A 25,305-nucleotide genomic window follows, 5' to 3' on the forward strand; every position below is an offset into this window, starting at 1 on the left:
TAACGGTACCTGTAAAAAAACATTTTGACATATCTAACAGGTACCGTTATAATACAAATCAACAGGTACCGTTATAAAGTTAAACAGGTACCGTAAAAACTTAATGGAGGATTCATTATGGACATGAATACTGAATTGTACGAAAAACTCGCGAAACTGCAATGGCTGTTGCAAAGGCAACACTTGAAGTCTCATGCCGCGGTTGGTCCTATGGCCGACGCATCACGTGGGCAAGGGAGGATATTAGCGTTTCTTCGGATGAAAGACGGTATCAGCACCAAAGACTTATCCTATATGTTGGACATCCGTGTATCATCCCTCAATGAATTGCTTGGTAAACTGGAGAAAGCAGAATACATCACCCGTAAACCCTCAGAAACAGACAAACGTATCATGTTGATTTACCTAACGCAAAAAGGACAAGAGGAAGAGAAACAAGAGATAGACAGCGGCAACATATTTTCTCGCTTATCGCCAGAAGAGCAGATAGCTTTCGGGGATTACCTAACTCGCGTCATTACAGCTTTGGAGGAAGAACTTGGATCGGACGGAGAACGTGATTTGATGGCTATGTGGATGGAAGCTGCCAAGGCGCGTATGGGAACAGAGGAATTTGAAAAAATGATGGCTATGCGCGGACAAATGCACAGAATGTGGGGAAATTCTAGGGACGAACGCTTTAGCGGAAGGTTCCCTGGATTTGGCGGAGAAGGGCGTGGTGACATGCGCGGATTCGGCTGGCCTTCCAGCGATGACAGTAATTCGTCACCTGACAAGTCACATGGCCCAGACGATAAGTAATTAAAGTCTTTTAGCAAACAGTAGCTGAGGCGCTGCCTTTCCACCAGAGAAAGATGAACGGCAAAGGCAGCGTAATGTGAAACTGAAGAATAGTCAAATTTCGTACGCCAAATCTGAAAACTCGTCGTTAGGGTACAGGTTTGCTTGTTGCTGCGTCACGGATCATATTGGACCGATAGTTAGAATTCTAAGTAATTTCAAAAAACAAAATAAAGAAAGATAGTGGTGAACCTTATGGATGCAGAAAACCTCCATTACTTTGAAAAAGCACCTGTCGCAAAAGCCGTAGCTCACTTCGCAGTACCGATGATGCTAGGCATGTCGATGAGTGTCATATACTCCATTTTGAATGCCTATTTCCTTGGTACACTGGGCAATACTGCGATGTTAACCGCACTCGCACTAACTTTACCGTTATTCGCCGCCATTATGGCGCTAGGTAACTTGATTGGTATCGGTAGCAGTGCATTCATCTCCCGTTTGCTGGGAGAGAAAAAATATGATGATGTAAAGCATGTGTCTTCATTCGCCTTTTACAGCAGTTTAGCTCTCGGTCTTATTTTGATGGCTGCCGGCATCCCGTTGATCGATTCAATCGTTCATGGCTTGGGAGCGACGCCTGACTCCTTCGGGTTCACGAAGGACTATGTCACGATTATGCTTATTGGTTCACCTTTCGTCGTTCTATTCTTCACGCTGGAGAATATCGTGCGCTCGGAGGGGGCAGCGATCACTTCGATGATCGGCATGCTTCTCAGTGTTGTTGTGAATATTATTCTCGATGCGCTAGTCATTTTCGTCTTCCATTGGGACGTGATCGGGGTTGCATCTGCTACAGTCATTTCTAACTTGGTTGCAAGTGCATTCTACGCCTTCCACATGGGATATAAGAGCCAATTCCTAACCATCTCTGTAAAATGGTTCAAAGCTTCCAAAGACATTCTCAGCAATGTATTTAAAATTGGAGTACCCGTTTTTGTTATGAGTCTCTTCATGGGTGCAATGTCACTTATCTTTAACCGTTTTCTGGTCGAATATGGGGAGCAGGCCATTGCGGCCTTCGGAATTTCATCACGATTATTACAATTTCCAGAGGTTATTCTGATGGGCTTATGTGAGGGAGTCGTGCCGCTGATTGCCTTCTCTTTTACAGCCAATAAATTACGCATGAAGCATACCATTACATTCACAATCAAAGTGACTGTGGCATTAGCAGCCGTGTTCGGCATTATTGTATATCTGATTTCCGACCACTTAATCGGTTTATTTACGAATGACCCGCAATTAATTGAACTGGGCAGCTATATTCTTCATGTAACGTTCTTATCCCTGTTCATTTCAGGAACGACCGCGTTGTTTACGGGGATCTTCCAAGCGACAGCACAAGGAACCGCCGCCTTTATTATGTCAATTATTCAAGGTGTTACTCTGATTCCAGTATTGCATATCGCTAATCGAATGAACGGTTTCCACGGAGTAGTCTGGTCGCTCGTCATTTCAGATGCTGTTGCGTTCCTTGTGGGTGCCATCATGCTGTATGTTCTGCGGAACAAATTGCAGCCTGATTTAGATACTTTAGTACAGTAGAATCCTAAGCTTTAAGTTGATATTTTAAGTTCATCTAAAAAAACCTTGGATCAGCAAGGTTTTTTTGGCTCGTATGATGAAGCAGCCTGCCATGAGGCAGCACTAGCTGCTTTGGAGGAGAAGCTCCAGTTAAATTTTAATGCTGACTTCTCCACTTGAAAGATATTCCTCGTCACCATTCTCATATCTGACTTTCAGATGGCAATCGTCATCGATATCAATGGCTGTTGCTTTACGTTGTTCATTATCCTTTATCACGGTCACAGGTTCGCCAAGTGAAATTAACCTTTTTTTGTATTCGGAAAGAAACAATCTGTCCGTTAAATGCTCATAATATCTCATGAAATGGTTTAGTACTTCTGCAACGAGACGGTTGCGGAGATCACCATAAGGATTGTTTTCGGAAATTACAGTTGTCGCAATCTCGGTAAGATCATTGGGAAAGCCTTCGGAAGGGAGGGCTACATTGATACCGATGCCGAGAACAGCATAATCAAGCCAGCCGTTTTCCAGTGACACGGATGCTTCGGTAAGGATCCCGCATACTTTTTTACCTTCCATAAAAACGTCATTTACCCATTTAATCTGCGTTTCTTTACCGGATACGCTCTCGATAGAAAGGGCTACAGCTACAGCGGCGCAAGTGGTCAATAAAGCTGAGTCTGTTGCGGACAGCTTGGGACGCAGCAGGATGCTCATATAGATACCCGTTCCAGGTGGAGAAAAAAATTTCCGGCCCATTCGCCCGCGACCAGCTGTTTGTTCTTCCGAAAGAATCACTTTACCTTCAGCTTCTCCATTTGAGGCAAGGTTTTTTACGGCTTCATTCGTGGAAGATATGGTCTTAAAGACTTCAACACGTAACTTTTGCCCCTGAGTATCCAGGTACTTTGAAATTGCACTGGTTGATAAGATATCCGTTTGTGGTGACATGGAATATCCTTTATTGGTTACAGCTTGTATGGAATAACCGTCTGTCTGTAAAGATTTTATGGCTTTCCAGACCGCGCTGCGCGTCACGGATAACTGAACGGCTATTTCCTCGCCGGAAAAATATTCACCCTTATTACTGTCGAGCAAGGCAAGAATATGTTCTTTTACTGTCATGAACTTAAACCTCCAAAAGTATAACTCTCCGACCAAAACCCATTGAATAGATTAACATCCAACGATTGCGACTGATACTCTAATTCTATATAACAATATGAAAAACTCAAGCATGGTATTTCATTCTATTGTAAACCATATATTAATTTATGGTTTACAATAAAGAATATCTCCATTATAATTCAGCTTACTGGACGTATTTACTAACCAGAATACAATCATTGATATCCAATGGAGGTCATTTTTTTGAAGACAAAAGAACTTATTTATGCTGCATTATTCGCAGCACTTATCGCGGTGTTGGGGATGATACCGCCCATCCCCCTCGGCTTCATCCCCGTTCCGATCACTGCCCAGACGCTTGGCGTCATGTTGGCTGGATGTTTTCTGGGGAAACGGATGGGCGCCCTCAGTCTCATTATTTTCATCATACTAGTAGCGATTGGGCTGCCTGTACTGACTGGCGGTCGCGGTGGAATCGCGGTGTTAGTTGGACCTTCTGCAGGATACATATTTAGTTTTCCAATCGCGGCCGGCCTTATTGGCTGGTATTCCGAAAAAATCTGGCCGAAGGTTCGAACTTGGAAGCTGGTAGCTATCAACATAATCTTCGGTGTATTACTAGTGAGTCTGATTGGTGCCCCTGTCATGGCATTGATAACCAATACTTCGATCTGGGCTGGTCTTGTCGGAGCGTTGGCCTTTCTTCCGGGAGACATCATCAAAGCCGTTATTGCAGCCGTCATTACGATGCAGTTGAAAGCAATAAGCCCTATAGAAGAAAAAACACAAATATAATGTGATGTGAAACTCGGGTAAATAAAACCCGGGTTTTTTTATTAAAAAATAATAGGGTTATGGTTGCGAATTTGTTTATACTATAAAAATTAAAACGAAATTGAAGTGGGTGTAGAAAAATGGATAAGGGATTTAATTTAGCTAGTCAACTATTAACGCTGCTTGATACAGAACATAGATGGTTTACCTTAGCGGAAATAGAAAAAAGTTTAGGGATCTCTGATAAGACCATCCGGAAGATGGTGGAGGAAATCAGCAAGCAATTACCATCTACTGTAACCATTGAGGTTTCTAGAGGAAAGGGAATAGTTCTTCAACGTGATGGGCGAAGTACGATTAGTGAAGTGATTTCTTCTATGTTCAGACAAACCATCTTTTATCGGCTAATGGATTTTTTGTTTACGAATGTGGGTCGACTGTCTGTGGAGGAGCTCTCCGAAGCCATGTTTATGAGTACCTCATCTTTAAAGAAATTGATTGTGCAATTAAATAATGATGATCTAAAAGCTTATAAGCTACGCATTAGTTTTTCTACCCCCATGATCAAAGGGAATGAAATGAATATTCGATATTTTTATTGGAAGTTATATTGTGATGCGTATGAGTTTACAGGCTGGCCCTTTGCGAATGTTGATTTTGCTTATATTAATCAGTTAATCACAAATATAGAAAATGAGAATAACATTGTATATTTTATCAATTCCAAAAGGAGATTATCGTTTTTGTTGGCCATTGTTATAGAAAGAGTGGCTAAAGGAAAATGTGTGAAAATCGACGGAAATGCTTACCCTTGGGAAAAGGGGATGTTTTATTTCCCAGTGAAAACTATTGCAAAACGTCTTGAGGACAAGCTGTCCCTTGAATTTCCAAACAGTGAAATATTCTTTATGCAATCCATGGTTAGTCTCAGCCAATATCATTATTATGAAGGGTCAGAGATCACTCCGATGAAAGAAGTCGAATTACACAAGGATAAAGAAGAATATCAAATGGGGAATCTGCTTCTAATGTTATTAGCAAAGGTATACCCGAACTTAGATATGCAAGAACGGTTTATTTTGGAGATTTACGGGTTCTTTGACAAGCTATTAATCGAAAATGCCATTCCTGAATGGATGATGATTTCAACAAGTCATTTAACAACATATGTTCAAAAGGAATGCCAGCAGATTTATCAAGAATTGCAAACCTGTATGCAAACGTGGAATAAAACTTACCCTTCCGTTTTGTTTAATCATTTTCATTTAACAAAGCTAACCTTAATTGTCCGCTCGAGTTTACGTTATAAAAGTAAGAGGGCCTTTTTAGTGATCGGGGAAGAATTTTCAATTCGTCATTACATAGCAGATTTGATAAAGAAGGAGATTGGGGATCAGTTGATCCTTAATACTTCCATAATGAAAGGCTTGACCGACGAGATCATGCAGCAAAATAATATCGATCTTGTCATTAGTAATATCCCGGTTGGATTAACGACAGTGCCTGTTGTTATTATTTCCACGATCCCCTCTAAAAGAGATTTAGACAACATTCGTAAAGAACTGCTTTTATAATTTGACCAATTATTTTCCGTAAGCTCCGTAAGTTTTTGGTCTAGTTTGTAATGTTAAAAAACCTTATGCTCAATCTAGTTTCGAAACTGATTTTACTTGAAGGCAAGTGGAAAGCGATTTCGGTAAACCTCAGTTTACTATTAAAAGTTGGAGGAAGAACTATGAGTAGGCATTTAGGTGCAAATAAGGGAGAAATAGCAGAGCTCGTTTTGCTCCCAGGAGATCCCTTACGTGCAAAGTTTGTGGCAGAACACTTTTTAGAGGAGGCTTATTGTTATAACGAAGTAAGAGGGATGTATGGATACACTGGATTATACAAGGGTGTGCCTGTGTCGGTTCAGGGGACAGGAATGGGAAATCCATCGATGAGTATCTATGCAACAGAATTGATCGTCGATTATGAAGTTAAGAAATTGATTCGCATTGGTACATGTGGCGCGATGCAGGAAGATATCAATATCCGCGATATTATATTAGCCCAAGCAGTATCTTCAGACAGTAATATGACGGAAAAGATCTTTCATGGCTGTAATTTTGCACCAACGGCAGATTTCTCATTGCTAATGAAAGCATATCAACAAGCACAAGCTAAAAATGCAAAGGTGTTTGTTGGTAACATCTATAATTCTGATGAATTCTATCGTGAAAATTTAGATCGGCTTCATAAGTTCATGGATTTCGGTGTATTAGCTGTAGAAATGGAAAGTACCGCCCTATACACTTTAGCCGCTAAATATGGTGTAAAAGCGTTATCGATTTTGACCGTCGGCAGTCAATTGTTAAGACAGGAGCACCTAACTCATAAAGAAAGTGAACAATCCTTTTATGAAATGGTCGAAGTAGCTCTTAACACAGTCGTTGAAGGCTGATTTATTGATAAGAGTGCAGTGTTGTTAGAAAAGAGAGTGAGAAAGAAATGAAGGTAATACTGTCAGGATTGCAGTGGATGATTTTTATGATCGCTGGTGCAATTGCTGCACCCATTGCTATCGCAGATTTATATAACTTAACACCCATAGAGACTTCTGGACTCATTCAGAGCACCATGATTACTTTAGCAATAGCTGGATTTTTACAAGGCCTGATGGGTCATAAATTCCCTATTCATGAAGGTCCAGCAGGGTTATGGTGGAGCATTTTTACCATTTACGCGAGTTTAGTGGGGGGACTCTATTCCTCTAACAACGGCGCTTTACAGGCTTTAAGTGGAGCGATGATCATTAGCGGAGTGTTGTTTATCCTAATTTCAGCATTTAAGCTAATGGATAAAATCGCTCGTCTTTTTACTCCAACCATCACCTTTATTTATTTACTTTTATTGATCTTTCAATTAAGCGGATCTTTTATGAAAGGGATGATGGGGATTACCATAGCCCACACCATGTTAGATGTTAAAGTATTCATCCTTAGTGTGATCGTGGTCTGCATTACCTTTTGGTTAGGCAACAGCCGCTTTGTATTACTAAGCCAGTTTTCAATAATTCTCAGTATAGTGATAGGCTGCCTATTATTTATAATCTGCGGTAGTATGCCGGCGGTTTCTCGTGCGGATACTCTATTTAAGCTGCCGGAAATATTCCCATTTGGAACACCCCGATTCGATGCCGGGACAATTACTACTGCATTTTTACTAACCCTATTATTAATAACCAATGCAGTGGCATCCATCCGTTTGATGGAGACCGTTATGAAACCAAAGCAAGGGGATCATCGTCGTTATTTGCGCGCCGGGTTTACTTCTGGAATTACGCATCTTATTAGTGGTGGTTTAGGAGCGGTCGGCTCAGTCCCTATTTCGGGAGCGGCGGGATATGTTGAGCAAACAGGGATGAGGGAGCGCAAATCATTTTTAATAGGCTGCAGCTTAGTGATCTCAATATCCTTGTTTCCGCCTATGATGAATTTCATATCTGCCATTCCAGCTCCCATAGGCTATTCTGTTACCTTCGTCATTTTTGTGAAGATGGTCGGACTAGCGCTAAAGGAATTGAAAAAGGTTATTCATGAAGAGCGAACATTTATTGTCAGTGGGCTTTCCCTTTTAGTGGGTGTAGGTTTAATGTTTATTCCTGCATCAGCTACGGCCCATTTATCTCCGATCGTGATAGCCATTTTAAATAATGGATTAATATGCGGAAGCCTGTTAGCGATTATTTTGGAACAAGGGTTAATGTGGAAAGATGCATTTCGATATGAGGATTCCAAGAAAATTAACCGATAATTTGGAGGGCTAAAAATGCATTATCTAATTTCTATTGCTGGTCTGGTTATTGTTCTATTACTGGCATGGCTAGGAAGTAACAATAAGAAAAAGATTAAATATCGTCCAATCATTGTAATGATTGCTATTCAGATAGGTTTGGGATTAATTATCCTAAAAACGAGCATTGGAGAATTTTTGATTAAAGGGTTTGCTGATAGTTTTGCAAAATTACTTGGATACGCCAATGAAGGTACTGACTTTGTGTTTGGCGGCATTGCAAATGAAGGGGCGCATACATTTTTCCTTTATGTTTTGATGCCCATTGTTTTTATGTCAGCATTGATAGGGATTTTGCAACATTACAAAATACTGCCATTCATTATAAAGTATATTGGTTTGGTGCTAAGTAAAATAAATGGCATGGGTAAATTGGAATCTTATAATGCAGTTGCAGCCGCAATTGTCGGACAAAATGAAGTATTTATTTCGGTGAAAAACCAGCTTGGACTATTGCCAAAACATCGCTTGTATACATTATGTGCGTCTGCAATGTCTACGGTATCCATGTCAATCGTTGGTTCCTATATGACGATGCTAGAACCTCGGTATGTAGTAGCTGCATTGATATTAAACCTATTTGGCGGATTTATCATTTCATCCATCATTAATCCGTATGAAGTTACACCTGAAGAAGATATTGTTGAAGTTCAGGTAGAAGAAAAACAAACGTTTTTTGAAATGCTGGGCGAATATATTATGGATGGCTTTAAAGTAGCCATAGTAGTTGGGGTAATGTTAGTTGGTTTTGTAGGAATCATTGCTTTAATTAACGGAGTCTTCAGTGGCATATTCGGAATCTCGTTCCAAGGAGTGTTAGGCTACGTCTTTGCACCCATCGCCTTTCTTATCGGTGTGCCATGGCATGAAGCTGTTGAGGCCGGTAGTATTATGGCGACAAAGCTTGTTGCGAATGAATTCGTTGCTATGCTTGACTTTGTTAAGATTCAAGAAGGTTTAAGTGGCCGTACTACAGCCATTGTCTCCGTTTTTCTAATCTCATTTGCTAACTTTGGGTCGATTGGTACCATTGTGGGTGCAGTGAAGGGATTGAATGAAAAGCAAGGGAATATCGTCGCACGATTTGGATTAAAGCTGTTATTTGGCGCCACACTTGTAAGCGTTTTATCAGCTTTGATTATCGGTATCATATTCTAGTTGATGCAAGGAGTATTAACATGAAACAAACACCCCGGTTTAAGCGGATTTTCGTCATCGTTATGGATTCTGTAGGCATTGGTGAAGCTCCAGATGCTGACAAGTTTGGGGATGCAGGATCACATACATTACGGCATATTGCAGAAAAAATGAATGGGCTACATGTTCCTGCGTTATCCAAGCTAGGGTTAAGTCATATTGACCCAATACCCGGAGTTCCCAACGTAGAGCACCCTTTAGCTTATTGGACCAAAATGCAGGAAGCTTCTAATGGAAAGGATACGATGACAGGTCACTGGGAGATCATGGGCCTACGAATTGATGTTCCTTTCAAAGTGTTTCCTGAAGGGTTTCCTTATGAATTAATTAATGAATTAGAAGAAAGAACAGGACGAAAGGTGATTGGGAATAAACCCGCTAGTGGTACAGCTATTCTCGATGAGCTTGGACAAGAGCATATGAACACAGGTGCACTCATTGTCTATACTTCTGCAGATTCCGTGATTCAGATTGCGGCTCATGAAGAGGTTATTCCTTTGGAAGAACTGTATCAAATCTGTGAGATTGCCAGAGAGATTACTTTACGTGAGGAGTACATGCTAGGAAGAGTGATTGCTAGACCATTCCTCGGGCAGCCCGGAAATTACAAAAGAACATCGAACCGTCATGATTATGCCTTGAAGCCGTATGGAAGAACCGTGATGAATGAGCTCAAGGATGCCGGGTTCGATGTACTAGCGATTGGCAAGATCTCAGATATATACGATGGGGAAGGTGTCACCAAGTCTTTCAGAACAGTGTCTAACATGGATGGCATGGATAAACTCATGGAGACCCTTCATACTGATTTTACAGGACTTAGTTTCTTGAATCTTGTCGATTTTGATGCACTTTATGGCCATCGTAGAGATCCGATCGGGTATGGGAAAGCGCTAGAAGAATTTGATGATCGATTACATGAAGTTCTAGCGGAGCTATGTGAAGATGATCTTCTTATAATTACGGCAGACCATGGGAATGATCCCATTCATGCGGGCACGGATCACACCCGTGAATATGTTCCTTTACTCCTCTACAGTAAGAGTTTCAATCGACAAGGGGAGCTGCCTATATCGAGGACTTTTTCGGATATTGGAGCAACAGTTGCTGATAACTTTGTTGTGACCATGCCCCAATTTGGTAAGAGCCTCCTACAGGAGCTTAAATAAACTATAATTTGAATAGACACTTTGAATAGAAACAGGATACCTAACTTGTATTAGTAAAAGGTATCCTGTTTGTTTTTTTATCTACATATCTTTGTATCTAAAAAGCTGCCGAGAAAGCGGCTTTTTTTGTTATTACGGATCAAATACTAGGGTAATAATCAATTATTAAAGGGGTTAATTTTAGAGCCACCTGTCGCTAACCCTTTTTTCGATGAATCGCATTCTAATACAACGTTATAAATAATCTAGTTTCTACTCATACCACTCCTTCTATAGTTATAGTATTGACAACCTGTATATACAGGTTTAAACTGTGTGAAGTGTTTGAACTTGTATATACAGGTTTAATGGTTGAAATAAAGGAATTCTTTTTGGAGGTGTTCAACTTGAGTCAGTCCCAGTATTCGGAATGGTGGCGCCGCTCCACGGTGTATCAGGTGTACCCGAAGAGCTTTAAGGACACTACAGGCAACGGAACAGGAGATATTAAAGGACTTATTGAGAAATTAGATTATTTGCAGAAGCTTGGAATCGATATTGTCTGGTTACAGCCGGTTTATGTTTCGCCGCAACATGATAACGGTTACGATGTAGCAGATTATGAAAATATTAACCCGGATTTCGGTACGATGGAGGATTTTGACGAGCTAATACAGGAACTGCATAGACGCGAAATGAAGCTAATGATCGATATCGTGGTTAACCATACCTCGACTGAACATGAGTGGTTCAAACAGTCCATTTCAAGCAGGAACAACCCTTTCCGTGATTACTATATTTGGAAGGACCCGGCTCCGGACGGCGGTTTACCCAACAACTGGCAGTCGAAGTTCGGGGGGCCTGCCTGGCAGTTCGACGAAGCGTCGGGACAATATTATCTTACTCTCTTCGATAAAACCCAAGCGGATCTGAACTGGGAGAATGAGAAGGTACGTAGAGCAGTGAATGATATGATGTTATTCTGGGCTAAAAAGGGTGTCGACGGCTTCCGCATGGATGTAATTAATTTAATCTCCAAAGATCAGCGCTTCCCTAACGATGACGGGAGTGTTCCACCGGGGGATGGACGTAAATTCTATACTGACGGTCCACAGGTCCATGCATACATCAAAGCAATGTATGAAGAGGTGTTTGGTCCGTTTGAGATGGTGACTGTAGGAGAGATGTCCTCAACTACACTGGAGCATTGTATCCGGTACTCAAGTCCCGAAGAGCGGGAATTTTCCATGACCTTCAATTTTCATCATTTAAAAGTCGACTATCCGAATGGACAGAAGTGGGAACTGATGCCTTATGATTTCGAGGCAATGAAACGGTTGTTTGCGCAGTGGCAGACCGGAATGCAGAAAGGCGGAGGCTGGAACGCACTATTTTTTAACAATCATGATCAACCGCGTGCTCTTTCCAGATTCACTGATGATAAGGTCTACCGTGTGGAAAGCGCCAAGCTGCTCGCGACAACTCTGCATGGCCTTCAGGGAACACCTTATGTATATCAAGGGGAAGAAATCGGTATGCCGAATCCGGTATGGAAAAGTATCGATGAGTTCCGCGACATTGAGTCACTAAATATGTACCGCATTCTGTGTGAACAGGGGAAAAGCCCGGAGGTTGCCCTCAGCATTCTACAGGAGCGTTCGCGGGACAATTCACGTACGCCGATGCAGTGGGATGACAGCCGGAATGCCGGATTTACCACTGGTACTCCATGGTTGAAGGTAGATGAGCGGTATCCAGACATCAATGTGCAAAAGGAACTGGAAAACCCTGATTCCATCTTCCACCATTACCGCAAACTGATTGCACTACGCAAGGAGTATGGAGTATTCATAGAAGGTATTTTCAAGAGACTCGATGAAAGACATCCTGAAGTCTTCGCTTACGCCAGAACAGGAGTTGGAGAGACACTTGTTGTGGTCTCGAACTTCAGTAGTAAAGAGATCTCTTTCCGCTTTAAAGATAATCACTGGACTGAATTGTCGCCAAGTGGTAAGGACGAGCTTCTGATTGGGAATACAGCAGATGCACCATCATTAACACAAGAGCTTCAGCTTAGTCCTTATGCTTCCTACATGTGGTTAGTCCGCTAACGAGGTGTACTTGAGAAGGAGCACACATCAATTTTGTAAGGAGTGAAGATATGGCTATAGACCGCAAAAATGTTGAAGATATTGTACGGGCGGTTGGGGGCAAGGAGAATATTGAGGTTGCGACGCATTGTGTAACCCGGCTGAGATTCTCGCTGTATGACGAGAGCAAGGTGGATTCGGAAGCCCTGGACCGTAACGAACTCGTAAAAGGACAATTCTCTACGCAAGGGCAGTTCCAGATCGTTATCGGACCAGGAACTGTGGATAAAGTATATGATGAAATGATTCAGATCACTGGTGGTGCCCGCTCTTCCAAGGATGAGGTGAAATCAGCGGCAGCACGGAAACAGAATCCACTGCAGCGGGCGATCAAAACACTGGCTGATATTTTTATTCCGATTCTTCCGGCCATCGTAACCGCAGGTTTGCTGCTTGGGATTAATAATATTTTGACCGGACCTGGTATCTTTTTTGATAGTAAGTCATTGGTAGATGTCTATCCTGCATGGAAAGACATTGCTGCGATTATTAACACGATTGCCAGCACAGCCTTCACCTTTTTACCAGCCCTTATCGGTTGGGCAGCTGTTACACGTTTCGGGGGCAGTCCTCTACTCGGAATCGTGCTGGGTCTCATTCTCGTACATCCGGATCTATTAAGTGCCTACAGTTATGCAAGTGCTTCAACTGAGGGAACCGTTCCGACCTGGAATTTGTTCGGCTGGCATTTGGAGAAGATCGGTTATCAGGGGCAAGTATTGCCTGTACTGGTTTCGGCCTATATTCTGGCTAGACTGGAGAAGTTCCTCAACCGCCGGGTGCTTGATTCCATTAAACTACTGGTCGTTGCTCCAGTGACCCTGCTGGTTACAGGTTTTCTGGCCTTCACCATTATCGGACCCGTTACGTTCGCCATTGCCAATGCTATCACCTCGGGTTTGATCTATGTATTTGATCATTTTGCGCTCCTTGGTGGTTTGATCTATGGTGGATTCTATGCACTTCTGGTCATCACTGGGATGCATCATACTTTCTTGGCAGTCGATGTTCAGCTCATCGGCAGTGAGGGTGGCACCTTCCTCTGGCCGATGCTGGCGCTCTCCAATATTGCGCAAGGCGCTGCGGCACTGGCGATGATGTTCGTTGTTAGAGAACAAAAGGCAAAAGGTTTGGCGGCTACGTCTTCCGTCTCTGCATTCCTCGGCGTGACTGAACCGGCAATCTTTGGGGTGAATATCCGCTATCGCTATCCTTTCATCTTCGGGATGATCGGCTCAGCAATTGCCGATATGCTCCTTACCGTTAACCAGGTTCGAGCTTCATCCATTGGCGTAGGGGGAATTCCCGGTTTCCTTTCGATTTTCCCGAATCAGTGGGGCGTTTTCTTTATTGGCATGGTTATTGTTCTCGTTGTGCCATTTGCCGCCACAGTATTGTACGGACGTTCTGTAGTGGGTCGTTCCGAAAAGAACACAGCTACAGAGGCTTCTAGTACTACGAGCGAACCAGAGGAATTGAGTAGCCGTCATTCCGTTCAAGGGTCACAGGAATCAGTTAATATTCTGGAGCTTGTCTCCCCGCTTAGTGGAACTGCAGTATCGCTGGAACAGGTGCCCGATCCTGCCTTTGCTGAAAAGCAAATGGGTGAGGGAATTGCAATCGAACCTTCTGAAGGGAAAGTATATGCTCCCTTTGATGCTACAGTAGCCCATGTGATTAAGAGCAAACATGCGCTTATACTGGAGCATGCCAGCGGTGTTCAGGTATTAATCCACGTTGGAATTAACACGGTGGCGCTTAAAGGTAGCGGTTTTACCAGCCTGAAGAATATTGGTGATAAGGTGCAAGCAGGAGAGCTTCTACTAGAATTTGATATGGAAGCTATCCGCGCAGCAGGTTACCCGGTGATTACTCCAATCATCATTCCTGCAGGTCAGGAGATGGTCGAGAAGATCGAGGAGAAGACCGGACCAGCTACGGCCAAACAAACAAGCATCTTGACTATTCATCTCAAGGGTTGATAAAGGCTATATTGGCAAAGACTTTATACTTTAGAAAGACAGCCCCTTGGGGGCTGTTTTTCTATAAATATAAGAATTTATATGTTTAACGCTATAAATTCCCCTCCAATTGAATCGATGCTTCCAAAGGCATGACGTGATACAATAAAGGGCGGTGATCAAAATTGAGAGAAAATAAATATTTGCAAATTTATAATGAATACAGCAATCAAATCCATTCTGGACAATTGCTGCCGGGAACCAAGCTGCCTTCCGAAAGTGAACTCGCCGAAGCTTACGCCACTTCACGAGAGACCGTGCGCAAAGCGCTGAATCTACTTTTCCGTGAAGGATATATTCACAAAATTAAGGGCAGAGGCTCCTTTGTGCTTGACATGACCCGAATGGATTTCCCTGTTACCGGTTTGATTTCATTTAAAGAGATGGCCGATACCCTGGGTACTGCCTCACGGACACTGGTAGAGCGGACGATACAAGAGCCGGCAGGCTCCGCAATCGCAAGACATCTGCAGATTCCACCTGAAACTCTGATTTGGAAGGTTGTTCGCGCCAGAGAAATTGAAGGTGAACGGATCATTTTGGATAAGGATTATTTTCGTGCGGATATTGTTTCCTTTCTAAGTGAGGAAATCGCGGAAGGCTCAATCTATGAATATCTGGAGCTGGAATTGGGACTTAAGATCAGTTATGCGAAGAAGCTGATATCCGTTGAGCCTTCTACCGAGGAGGATCATAGACTGCTCGATTTGAAGAATTTTACGCATATTGTAGTAGTACGAAACTATGTGTATTTGGAGAACACGGTGCTTTACCAATATACCGAGTCTAGACACCGGCTGGATAAATTCCAGTTCGTGGATTTTGCTCGAAGGGTGAGGCGATAAGCTGATCCGAGGGTGTCCCAGTTATCAGTGTATCCGCTGGTGCCTTGCATAGCATGGCTCTGAAAAGCGATGGAAACGTATGGATATGGGGAGCGAACAATGAGGGCCAGCAGAACCTGTTGCAATTTCGCTTGTAGAAGAATCTTATTAGATTTGAAGAGTAGGGAATTTCATGCCTAAGTGGCAATGAATTCCCTATTTTTATAGGTGAGTCAAAAAGAGAAAACTCTTTTCATATTCATTCTTTATCATTACAGCTATCCGTCTAGACTGTTAAAATGATGGAAGTATGGTAGACAAAGGAGATAAGCAATGAATAATGGCTTTCGGATCAATACTGAGGAGAACCGACACCGAACTCTGAGGCAAGTAAAACAAGCGGCGTTTCATGCTTTACAGGAATATGAAATAGACTGGAACTCCATTCACTTCATTCAAGTATCCGAACATGTCACCTTCCGCATTGTAAACGATGTGGGGGAACAGTTCTTGCTCCGCATTCACCCGGATAACAAACAACGCGAAGGAACCATTTCAGAAATTGAGTGGTTGTTCGCTTTGAAGAGCAAGGGCCTCCTCTTGCCCGAAGCTGTAATCAATCGTGAAGGTGCCTTTATTACGGAAACATCGGTGTGTGACGGACAACGGTTTTATTCGAGCTTAATGCGATGGGTCGAGGGAAAGCATGTAGACAAAAGCGAACTAACGGAGGAGGGCATCCGTAAAACAGGATCATTGATGGCAAAGCTTCATGAGGCCAGCTCTGATTTTAGTCCTTCCAGCGGCTTTACTCGTCCTTCTTGGGGTGCACTGAGCTTTAAACGGGACTGGGATCACCTAAGTCTACATCGCAAACATTTCATATCGGATGAGGGTTTTAAGTTATATTCCGCAGCCGCCACTAAAGTGGCAACATGTCTCGAAACGTTCACAAGACATGAACAAAATTATGGGATGATCCACGCGGACTTACATAATGGAAATGTCATTTTTCGGGATAATGAACCTTATCCTATCGATTTTGGCAGGTGTGGCTTCGGCTATCATCTTTACGATATAGCTCAGGCTATTATGGGATTATACCCAACACAGAGAGCTTATTTCGTCGAAGGATATCAGAGAATCAGGAAGCTGGAAAATGAATATATAATGAAGCTAGAGTGCTTCTTAGTCATGGCAATAATCGAAGCCTATAGCTTTCATGCAGAGAATCCGCTAGAGACCGAGGGTTTGATTGAAGAGCAGCCATATGCTCAAGCGATTTTGAGAGCGTATGTAAACGGGACAACCTTTTTATTTAATTCTCTGGATACTTCAAAATAAAAGATTAGAAAATGATGTGCGTTATATTTTTCAAATGGTATTATTAGGATGAACTGCTGAAAACTATTTAAATTGTATTTGGAATCTTAGCAATGAAAATGGTTGACAAAACTTTATAAAAAGTGAGGAGTAGAGCAATGAACTTTGATAAAGAACAGCTTTTTTGGATAAATCCAATCAATGATTATTCTATTACAGAAAACAGGATTGAATTTGTAACGATGCCGAATACAGATTTTTGGCAACGAACCTATTATGGTTTTAGAAATGATAATTCACCTGCACTGTTAATGAAAACTGCTGAGAAGTATTTTTCATTTATAGTAAGAACAGATTATGATAGTACACATAGATACGAGCAGTGTGGGATAGTCATCTATCAGGACAGTGATAATTGGTTCAAGGCATCGGTAGAATATGAAAATGAGGAATTCCAAAGACTTGGAAGTGTGGTTACAAATCACGGATATTCAGATTGGGCAACAACTGATATCGATGCAAACATTAAAACTATGTATTATAGACTAAGTCGACGCGAAAGTGATTTCTGTATTGAAAGCTCTTTGGACGGGACTATATTTGAACAGATGCGTATTTTTCATTTGTTTGAAGGGAATGAGGAAATAAATTTTGGCTTATATGCTTGTAGCCCAGAGAATTCTTCATTTAAAGGTGTTTTCACCGAAATGGAAATTACAGAGTGTAAGTGGTTGGAGCATAAATAGTCGTTTACGCAGCTGAAAGTGAATATTACTCAAAAGGGCCTTCCTAAAAGGAAGGTCTTTTTTTAATGGAGTGGTTATAAAGTTGTCATCAGTTTCCGATTTCTATAGTTATCCATGTGGTAAAATTAGGATAATTGGATCTTGGGAGGCGAGGACATTGAGTCTTGTGATGATCATTTTATTACTGTTCTTAAATATTCCAGTATATAAATTTTTATTTCGCGTGTTCTTCGTGAATAAAGATGATTATAGCGAATCGATTAGGCATACTTTTACACCTAACATCATTTCATTATTCCGGGGAGAGTATTGGAAGGATAGAATGAATACGGCAAGGCTTCAGTTTTTTATACTCATTTGCGGTGGGATTGTTGTTTTGGAATACCTTGTTCTGCATAAAATAATTGATATTTTTCGTTAACTAGAACTTCATTTAGAAACTTCTGCTTATGGTGAGCAGGAGTTTTTTTATCTTGCATAAGCACCGCCCTATTATGGAAAACTTATGTAGTGCGAATAAACAGCATGAATCTATTTTGCGAGGTGATAATGATGACAAATCAAGATCCGCAGGAGCTTCTTAAAAGTAAACACAAGCTGGATGAGCAGAAGAGGCAGTTCACAAATTTTGCCCGAAGTGCTTCCGGTCATGGTGAAGCAGAAGCAGGCCAGGAATTCAGTAATGACCGAGTGCCAGATGATCAAAACCGCATGAAATCTGTTGAGAACAGACAAGATTGATCTTAAAAAGCTATCAAATAAGCCGATCCTTTTCTGGATCGGCTTAGAAAAATAATTTTTACGTTGTAAGGTTGTTCAATAGGTATCGGATGCTAGAGTTTTCTTGCTTTAATTACAAAAGTTACAGGAAGCATCTTTGCTTTTTTTGCAAAATCGCTTTTATCGTCCCGCGACTGCATAAGTTCATCATCAGATTGCTCAATCATTTGCTCAATAACAAATCCAGCTTTAGATAGCGCATTCACATAAGTTGATAATTTACGATCCGATAAAGTTAGCGTACTTTCATCAAGAGATACTGAATACCAAGATTCATCGAAATAACATTTTTTAAAAACAAGCATATCATTTTCTGCAACAACACATTTGTGTATAGGGTGAGACCAGCTGAAAATAAATGATCCATCTTTTTTAAGGTAAGAAGCAATCCGGCTAAAAGTACCCTCAAGGTCAGTTGTCCAGCCTATGGCATAAACCGAATATACAAAGTCAAAATAATCCTCTGGCAGGCCACATTCTTCTTCCATGGGTGAGCAGATCAATTTTGCTGAAAGACCGTGCTCCGTCAAAAGTTGCCTAGTCTTTTCGATTTGGTTCTCTGCTATATCCGTACCCCATAGTTCAGATGCATTGCGTTCCCCCAGATATTGCAAAGATTGACCGCTTCCACAGCCTATCTCCAGCAACTTTTTCCCTGAGACATCACCAAAAAGTTGGCATTGTTCTTCCGATACAAATGCTCCATAAAGAGGAAGTGCAGTAGCTCCTAAAACTTCATTTCCTTTTGTATCCCAAAATAAGCTGTTTGTTTCATGAATAGAGTTCGTATCCATATCGACCGAGATGGCAACGCCAACCTCACCAGCGCCTATAACATTTGTTCTATAACCAGAATTTTTGTCCATGCAGACACCCGCCCCAAATATAGATTTTATAAGCCTAAACATATCTCCCGACTTGCGCGTAATCCCAATAATATATATCGAACACGAACAAGCTGAGGGATTAACCATAGAATAATCTACCATTTTTCCATGAACATATCCATCCAAAATTTCCAATTGTGAAATAAAGCATGAATTTCTGTTTATCACTCGCAGGGGGAGCCAGAATAAGTATGAATGTTACGATATTTTAATTTACGAGAAGGATCAGTTTTTCATGCTGCTCTAGGCATGCAACTGGACTCGCACACACCTTTCCTAGATAAATAGGCAGTCAAGCTATAATTTAATTCTAGCTATTGTATAGTCCAATCCCGACTACAGTTCTTACATACATTAAAGAGAGACTGGTAGTTTATATTAAATCTTTAATTAAGGGAGGATTCACTAGAATGGCCATTCTATCATCAGGACCTATTGATAATAGCGCTGTGAGCGGTTTCAGACCTACTGAACAGGTGACGGTCAAGATTGATAACCGGGATGCGTTAAATCAGTCCGCAATTCTGATCCAAGGGTACAATTTAACCCTCACAAGGACCTTGTATGTAAGCGAGCTTGTTACTATTTCTCCAGACGAGGTGATTACAAGAAATTACTTTGCCAATCTGGATGCCTATGAGTTTGTCTTTACAACGGAAGGTCTTGCAGAATTACAGACGGAAATTTCCATGTGGGGCAAAAATACAGACGGGGAGCTGGTTACCGCCCACCGGCTTGTATCATCTGAGCTGCTGGGAACTGAAAATGGGGGAGCCACAGGCTCCGTTAACCGCATTTATGTTTCCAATTTCAATAGCAATGATGTTTCTGTGATCAACGGGGCAACAGGTGCGGTGATAGTAGTCATCCCTGTAGGTGTGAATCCTGCGGGAGTAGCCATAAACCCGTTAACTAATCGTATTTATGTTGCTAATTTGAACAGCGACAACGTATCCGTTATCGACGGAGCGACCAATACGGTGCTGGCTACCATTCCTGCCGGGGATGGAGCAGGTGCTGTCGCGGTCAATACTGCTACCAATGCTATCTATGTTGCTAACTTTAATGATAATAGTGTTACTGTCATTGACGGATTAACCAACACAGTGGTGACTACCATTATTCCCGCCGGCGGTTCTCCTTTTCCAACGGGGATCGGCGTGAATTCTTTAACCAATACTATTTATGTAGCTGAATTCAACTCGGATATTGTTACCGTCATTGACGGGTCTACAAATATGGTTATTACGCAGATTCCCGTTCAGGTTAATCCATTTCGGGTGGGCGTTGATCCCTTAACGAACCGGATTTATGTCTCGAACTTTACCAGTAACACCGTTTCAGTCATTGATGGAGCCAGCAATACTGTGATAACTAACTTGCCTGTAGGAACGACTCCGGCTGAATTGGGAGTGAACATATCAACCAATGCCATCTATGTGCCAAACCGGGATGACGACAATGTGTCGGTGATTGGCGGATTAACGAATACGGTGATTACTACCATTCCGGTCGGGAATAATCCTAATGGTGCAGGAGTTAATCCATTGACCAACCGCATCTATATCACCAATCAGGATGATAACACGGTATCGGTCATTGATGGGGTTACCCAGACTGTGATTAGTGTTATTCCTGTAGGTGCACGTCCGTTCTCAGTCGGTGTCAATCCGTAGGAAGCAAGGACAAAGAATTTAGTACACTCTAAATTCTGTTCTTCATCTTACCGCAGGGGGTGAATCATACGATGAAAATAAAATCGGCAGAAGAAATTATGATCCTATTGTCGAGTATGGACAAAGAGCATTCTGCAGCACGTATCTACGTTCCGGGCATAGGTGAATTCACGATTGTACTACAAAAGAAAGAGGGTAGCAGCGGGACAGCAGCAGAAGAACGCATAATACCGGCAGCAGGGTTAACAAGGAACCCTTATCTTTAGTGATAATCAGTAACTCAACCTTCTTCCGGTAAGGAAGAGGCTGGGGGTTTGTATCTTGAAGTTTTGTATATGAGAGAAGTTGAAACAGTCTTGGACTGAATACGAAAGTCCAAGACTGTTCTACTTTTTTCCGCCTAATGTTTCGAGATAGATTTCCTGCCTGCAGCAGGTTGTACTACTCGAAGACCTTTAATAGGAGAGGTAGTCCGGCCAACATTTTTCCTTTTACCAGGAACTGCCGTGTTGACATTTAAAAACTTAGATTGACTTTGAATACTAGTGGATACAATATTAACCGTGTAATTTCTGTAGTTACCAATACTGATTTTTCTCAATCCAAGCCTTCTACAAAGCGGAGCAGCACAGTAACCTGCGCCACCACAAAGTTTGAAAGCATTTTGCGGTAGAGTAAGATAGTTAACACCTGACCATACAAGACGCCTATCTGCAGATTCGGCATAGTAATATATCTCACGATTGTTGACTGCCCCATTCAATACCTCTACCGTTTGACCTGGATTAATTGTGTACCAACCTACCGCTTCGTACCAGCTGGGCCAAGGTATTAAGGGGATAGAGCCCTTATTACACCTTGCAGAGGAGTAATATGCAAAGGCAACATATATGGTTACACTGGTACTATTACGAAAACTAAGTCCCATTGCATTCAGCTCCTTTCTTTTTGATAGAATAAAGTATGCAGTTTAATAGAAGAAAGGAATGGACATTAAGAAAATAATTTCGAATCGATTGGGTTGCTCATGTGAAGAGCCAGGGTAGATAAATTAAGAAGAGACCTCTCGCGTGCCGTCCTTTATCTATGTCATCCTATTTATCGATCGAACTTATTAATTCGTCAGAGGACGTAGATCTGTTCTGTTTGGTCCGAGTCAAAAAAACATATGTGGATGTATATATTAGAAACATAACACCTGCAGGGTTGTAATGAGTATTTGCTCTGACTAATAGTTAAATTAATCCCAGCATTTGTCATACAGACGCTCCCTATGTGTCGATGAAATATCAACAGTGACTTTAGTGAAGAAATGCGTGAACTGGTATACACACTAGGCAAAACTTTACTTAGATTTCTGGTCGAACTCCGCAGACCTGTTCCAAGGCTGACTTATTTCCAATGACATGTACAACATTAAGAGTATCAAGTAAAATGGCTGATATAAGAATTCTGAATGTATTGGTTTGATCAGGGGGGAGTTTTACAATGAAGAAAAAGGTACTAACTGAACGTCAGTTAAAATCGCAACAAGTCAAAGAAAATATACATAATGCAGCCATCAGGATGCTGAAAGAATATGAATACGACTATTTAACGGTTCGTAATGTATGCAAAGAAGCCAACGTATCTACAGGTACGTTTTATCATCATTTTAAAAACAAAGATGATCTTTTGACCTATTATTTAGCATACGGGTACGAAAAGTACATGGATGAAAACGAGATTCTGTTTGATGATGATGTGAAAAAGAACATCGCTCAAATTTATCATATTTACATTTCTTATTGTATGGAGATGGGTATTGAATTTTTATCAAATTACTATTCCACTAAAAATAAAAGCTTAAATACACGTGATAAACATTCCCCTGAAGAAATCCACAAGGTTCCATTTTTTGAAAAGTCGATCATTGCCATAAAACATGGGCAAGAACAGGAATTTATATCGCCAGATGTAGATATACATGAAGCTGCTAATGATATTTGCACTTTAGTTAAAGGACTCATCTTCGAGTGGTGCCTGACAGATGGGAGCTATGACCTACAAAAGAATGTTCAAAAAATCTTAAGGATTTATTTGAATAGTATAGTTACAGAGGCGTATAGAGCTTTGTACGAATAAATTTTTGGAAATAGTTATTTGACAACTATGGATTTTTGCTTTAAATTTAGAACATGTTCTAGAAATCGTTATTTGTTCTCTGGGCAACGCCAACCGGGGGTCTTTATGGAGACCTTAGGATGAAAAACTATTTACTGAGCGTTTGAGTACTTTACACGGTGATCGTCTTCCCCTAGTGGCAGTAGGTTTTATTCATAGTCCAGAAGAATGCTAGACATCCTAAACAGTGGGATTACTCTTGTTGCCAAGGGTCGGGAATTTATTGTGGAACCGCATTGGGTGAAGAAGGTGATGGATGGGAATGAAGGAGATATTGCTTGGGAGAAACTATTTTTTATCGAAGGTTAGGTACCCGTGGCGAAAAAAATGAATAGGGTGGTGTAAGGGCGGAACTATGGATTAAAATCTCGAAGTAAAGCAAAACATTCTAATTTAGAAAACTAGTAAACATAAATAACAGGATAATCATATTAACCTTTTATATGCATGCGCATGCAAATATATGGGTGTTTTCAAAATAAATACGCCAACTAATTGTTCAATACGAGGATAATAAATATTCCCTTATAAAAGGAGCCCTTTGAGAAACATGATTTCAATAAACATATTGGACTATTCGCCAGTGGACGAAAATTACGATGCACAAGAAGCATTGATTCAGACAACGGAGTTGGCAAAAAGAGCGGATCAACTTGGATATAAGAGATTTTGGGTATCAGAGCATCACCAAATGCAGTCCTTAGCAGGAAGTACTCCTGAACTGCTCATGATGCATCTTGCGGCTTCAACAAATCACATAAGAATCGGTTCTGGAGGAGTGATGCTTCCTCATTATAGCTCGTATAAAGTGGCTGAAAACTTCCGGATGCTAGAGGCTCTGTACCCTAATCGTATTGACTTAGGTATAGGAAGAGCTCCCGGAGCAAATAGATTAGTCACTCACGCACTTAATGAAGAGAAAACTAGACCACTTTCCTATGAGCAACAAGTTATGGATCTAAAAAGTTTCTTAACGAATGATTTTCCAGAAGAACATCGTTTCAAAGATTTGTTCACTACGCCTGATATTTCTACAACTCCAGAAATGTGGGTCTTGGGTGGGGGAGGAGGAAGTGCCAAAATAGCTGCTGACAATGGCGCTGCATATACGTTTGCTCATTTTATTAATCCTTATGGAGAAGGGATAAGAGCAATAAATCACTATCGAGAAAACTTTAAACCATCCAAATTGTTTAAAGAACCTCATGTAATGATTGCTGTATTTGCTGTAATCGCAGAAACAAATGAAGAGGCAGAAGAGCTCGCAAAAGCATTTGATTTATGGCTTTTGAAAGCTGAGTCTGCACAAACTCCAAATTCTTACCCTTCAATTGAAACTGCAAAGATCTATTCATACAGTTCATTTGAGAAAGAAACTATTCATCGTAATCGCAGTCGCGTTGTAGTTGGTGATGTAAATCATGTTAAGGAACAAATTGAGAATCTTGCAAAAAAATATGGAGTGAACGAAGTAACTATTCTGCCAAATATCTCAGGAGCTAATAATAGAGTTAAATCTATTGAACTGCTGGCGCGAGCTTTTAATTTGAAAGAATTATAATTTTTATTAAGGATTAGAAAAACGGAGCACAACTATCAAATTTATCATAGAAGGGGAAGTCAAAAATGTTGAATTTAAATGAATCATTAAACGATAATCTAAGCTTAGAACAAAGAATAGCTCGGTTAGAAGATATTGAAGCAATCAAACAGTTAAAGTATCAGTACGCACGTTATTGTGATAACCATTATGACCCGGATGGAATCGCCTCATTATTCATACCAGATGGACATTGGTTAGTTACTGGTATTGGTGGCGAGGCAACAGGCCATGATGAGATAAAGAAGCATTTCGTTGCAGCTTCTAAGGATATTGTATGGGTCGTACATTATATAACGTCACCAGAAATCGTAATACCTTCTGATGGGAATAGTGCTATTGGAAAGTTTTATTTGAACTGTCTTGCTACCATTATTAATAAAAATGACAGATCCCAAGAAGACGCAGTAGTAATGACCGGGAACTATGTTGATCATTTCGTTAAGGTAAATGGAAAGTGGTACTTCAAAAAATTAAGCGGTGCTATAACTCAAGCGTCTGAATGGACAGATGGTTGGGTTCGTAAGCCTTGGATTGATTGAAGTATTCCTGCGTTATAAACCATTAGAGGGTAAAAGCTAAAATATAACAACCCACAGCCAAGATCATATTTATTATAAATCTTGGCTGTGGGTTGTTATTTATTTGTAATGAATATTATGATAATGGTTCATATCGCTAGTC

The 25,305-nt window shown here is 41.2% G+C and carries 25 protein-coding genes; 22 read left to right on the plus strand and 3 right to left on the minus strand.

Features of this window, described 5'->3' with window-relative positions; all coding sequences use genetic code 11:
• Positions 1-117 precede the first annotated feature (117 nt).
• Both NSQ91_RS16510 and NSQ91_RS16515 read left to right on the plus strand, forming a co-directional pair.
• On the plus strand, positions 118-801 hold the full coding sequence (locus tag NSQ91_RS16510) for a MarR family winged helix-turn-helix transcriptional regulator (RefSeq protein WP_076130492.1): 684 nt from the start codon (positions 118-120) through the stop codon (positions 799-801).
• A gap of 234 nt (positions 802-1,035) precedes the next feature.
• The gene (locus NSQ91_RS16515; protein ID WP_340918861.1) at positions 1,036-2,388 is read left to right on the plus strand and encodes an MATE family efflux transporter; all 1,353 of its coding nucleotides are present in this window, start codon (positions 1,036-1,038) and stop codon (positions 2,386-2,388) included.
• 129 nt (positions 2,389-2,517) lie between these two features.
• Here the strand turns inward: NSQ91_RS16515 and NSQ91_RS16520 are convergent, their stop codons facing one another.
• Entirely contained in the window at positions 2,518-3,495 is a 978-nt protein-coding gene (locus NSQ91_RS16520) for a biotin--[acetyl-CoA-carboxylase] ligase (RefSeq protein WP_340393557.1), read from the minus strand.
• A 246-nt stretch (positions 3,496-3,741) separates the two neighbouring features.
• Between NSQ91_RS16520 and NSQ91_RS16525 the strand changes: the two genes are divergently transcribed.
• The 14 genes from NSQ91_RS16525 to NSQ91_RS16585 all read left to right on the plus strand — a co-directional run bounded on the left by NSQ91_RS16525 (position 3,742) and on the right by NSQ91_RS16585 (position 18,256).
• Positions 3,742-4,293 carry a biotin transporter BioY gene (locus tag NSQ91_RS16525; RefSeq protein ID WP_076277335.1) on the plus strand — a complete coding sequence of 184 codons (552 nt, stop codon included), beginning with the start codon at positions 3,742-3,744 and terminating at the stop codon, positions 4,291-4,293.
• A 119-nt stretch (positions 4,294-4,412) separates the two neighbouring features.
• Positions 4,413-5,846: a helix-turn-helix domain-containing protein gene (locus NSQ91_RS16530; protein ID WP_340918869.1), complete on the plus strand. Its 1,434-nt coding sequence runs from the start codon at positions 4,413-4,415 to the stop codon at positions 5,844-5,846.
• Between the two features lie 161 nt (positions 5,847-6,007).
• Positions 6,008-6,715, plus strand: coding sequence for a purine-nucleoside phosphorylase (gene deoD, locus NSQ91_RS16535; RefSeq protein ID WP_076130497.1), 708 nt, complete (start codon positions 6,008-6,010; stop codon positions 6,713-6,715).
• 47 nt (positions 6,716-6,762) lie between these two features.
• Positions 6,763-8,067, plus strand: coding sequence for a purine/pyrimidine permease (locus NSQ91_RS16540; RefSeq protein ID WP_076302118.1), 1,305 nt, complete (start codon positions 6,763-6,765; stop codon positions 8,065-8,067).
• A 15-nt stretch (positions 8,068-8,082) separates the two neighbouring features.
• Positions 8,083-9,264 carry a NupC/NupG family nucleoside CNT transporter gene (locus NSQ91_RS16545; RefSeq protein ID WP_036677141.1) on the plus strand — a complete coding sequence of 394 codons (1,182 nt, stop codon included), beginning with the start codon at positions 8,083-8,085 and terminating at the stop codon, positions 9,262-9,264.
• Positions 9,265-9,284: 20 nt separating this feature from the next.
• On the plus strand, positions 9,285-10,472 hold the full coding sequence (deoB, locus tag NSQ91_RS16550) for a phosphopentomutase (protein WP_076190302.1): 1,188 nt from the start codon (positions 9,285-9,287) through the stop codon (positions 10,470-10,472).
• Between the two features lie 386 nt (positions 10,473-10,858).
• Positions 10,859-12,562, plus strand: coding sequence for an alpha,alpha-phosphotrehalase (gene treC / locus NSQ91_RS16555; protein WP_076281817.1), 1,704 nt, complete (start codon positions 10,859-10,861; stop codon positions 12,560-12,562).
• 50 nt (positions 12,563-12,612) lie between these two features.
• On the plus strand, positions 12,613-14,583 hold the full coding sequence (gene treP / locus NSQ91_RS16560; protein ID WP_340918875.1) for a PTS system trehalose-specific EIIBC component: 1,971 nt from the start codon (positions 12,613-12,615) through the stop codon (positions 14,581-14,583).
• A gap of 164 nt (positions 14,584-14,747) precedes the next feature.
• Positions 14,748-15,467 (plus strand): trehalose operon repressor, encoded by a 720-nt coding sequence (treR, locus tag NSQ91_RS16565; protein ID WP_036677129.1) that lies wholly within the window; start codon positions 14,748-14,750, stop codon positions 15,465-15,467.
• Between the two features lie 23 nt (positions 15,468-15,490).
• A complete protein-coding gene (locus tag NSQ91_RS32065; protein ID WP_139330042.1) occupies positions 15,491-15,604 on the plus strand; it encodes an RCC1-like domain-containing protein in 114 nt (37 codons plus the stop codon).
• A gap of 175 nt (positions 15,605-15,779) precedes the next feature.
• On the plus strand, positions 15,780-16,790 hold the full coding sequence (locus NSQ91_RS16570; RefSeq protein ID WP_076190299.1) for a phosphotransferase enzyme family protein: 1,011 nt from the start codon (positions 15,780-15,782) through the stop codon (positions 16,788-16,790).
• A gap of 137 nt (positions 16,791-16,927) precedes the next feature.
• On the plus strand, positions 16,928-17,515 hold the full coding sequence (locus tag NSQ91_RS16575; protein ID WP_076184931.1) for a DUF1349 domain-containing protein: 588 nt from the start codon (positions 16,928-16,930) through the stop codon (positions 17,513-17,515).
• 157 nt (positions 17,516-17,672) lie between these two features.
• Positions 17,673-17,936, plus strand: a complete 264-nt coding sequence (locus NSQ91_RS16580; protein ID WP_081388227.1) for a hypothetical protein — start codon at positions 17,673-17,675, stop codon at positions 17,934-17,936.
• 128 nt (positions 17,937-18,064) lie between these two features.
• Positions 18,065-18,256 carry a hypothetical protein gene (locus NSQ91_RS16585; RefSeq protein WP_076130505.1) on the plus strand — a complete coding sequence of 64 codons (192 nt, stop codon included), beginning with the start codon at positions 18,065-18,067 and terminating at the stop codon, positions 18,254-18,256.
• A 92-nt stretch (positions 18,257-18,348) separates the two neighbouring features.
• Here the strand turns inward: NSQ91_RS16585 and NSQ91_RS16590 are convergent, their stop codons facing one another.
• On the minus strand, positions 18,349-19,161 hold the full coding sequence (locus tag NSQ91_RS16590) for a class I SAM-dependent methyltransferase (RefSeq protein ID WP_339281041.1): 813 nt from the start codon (positions 19,159-19,161) through the stop codon (positions 18,349-18,351).
• A gap of 431 nt (positions 19,162-19,592) precedes the next feature.
• Between NSQ91_RS16590 and NSQ91_RS16595 the strand changes: the two genes are divergently transcribed.
• Positions 19,593-20,858 carry a YncE family protein gene (locus NSQ91_RS16595; RefSeq protein WP_340918881.1) on the plus strand — a complete coding sequence of 422 codons (1,266 nt, stop codon included), beginning with the start codon at positions 19,593-19,595 and terminating at the stop codon, positions 20,856-20,858.
• A 71-nt stretch (positions 20,859-20,929) separates the two neighbouring features.
• The gene (locus tag NSQ91_RS16600; RefSeq protein WP_339167884.1) at positions 20,930-21,124 is read left to right on the plus strand and encodes a hypothetical protein; all 195 of its coding nucleotides are present in this window, start codon (positions 20,930-20,932) and stop codon (positions 21,122-21,124) included.
• Positions 21,125-21,258: 134 nt separating this feature from the next.
• On the opposite strand, the gene NSQ91_RS32070 is transcribed toward NSQ91_RS16600, so the two are convergent.
• Positions 21,259-21,786: a DUF1036 domain-containing protein gene (locus NSQ91_RS32070; RefSeq protein ID WP_445670804.1), complete on the minus strand. Its 528-nt coding sequence runs from the start codon at positions 21,784-21,786 to the stop codon at positions 21,259-21,261.
• A gap of 560 nt (positions 21,787-22,346) precedes the next feature.
• On the opposite strand from NSQ91_RS32070, the gene NSQ91_RS16610 reads away from it, so the two are divergent.
• The 4 genes from NSQ91_RS16610 (at position 22,347) to NSQ91_RS16625 (ending at position 25,163) form a co-directional block, all read left to right on the plus strand.
• On the plus strand, positions 22,347-22,982 hold the full coding sequence (locus tag NSQ91_RS16610) for a TetR/AcrR family transcriptional regulator (RefSeq protein WP_076184924.1): 636 nt from the start codon (positions 22,347-22,349) through the stop codon (positions 22,980-22,982).
• Positions 22,983-23,189: 207 nt separating this feature from the next.
• The gene (locus tag NSQ91_RS16615; RefSeq protein WP_179086262.1) at positions 23,190-23,330 is read left to right on the plus strand and encodes a hypothetical protein; all 141 of its coding nucleotides are present in this window, start codon (positions 23,190-23,192) and stop codon (positions 23,328-23,330) included.
• 241 nt (positions 23,331-23,571) lie between these two features.
• On the plus strand, positions 23,572-24,582 hold the full coding sequence (locus NSQ91_RS16620; protein WP_076130511.1) for an LLM class flavin-dependent oxidoreductase: 1,011 nt from the start codon (positions 23,572-23,574) through the stop codon (positions 24,580-24,582).
• Positions 24,583-24,647: 65 nt separating this feature from the next.
• Positions 24,648-25,163, plus strand: a complete 516-nt coding sequence (locus NSQ91_RS16625; protein ID WP_340918888.1) for a nuclear transport factor 2 family protein — start codon at positions 24,648-24,650, stop codon at positions 25,161-25,163.
• Positions 25,164-25,305 lie beyond the last annotated feature (142 nt).

The organism is Paenibacillus sp. FSL R7-0048 (assembly GCF_038004505.1).
In the GTDB taxonomy this organism is placed as follows: Bacteria; Bacillota; Bacilli; order Paenibacillales; family Paenibacillaceae; genus Paenibacillus_AQ; species Paenibacillus_AQ odorifer.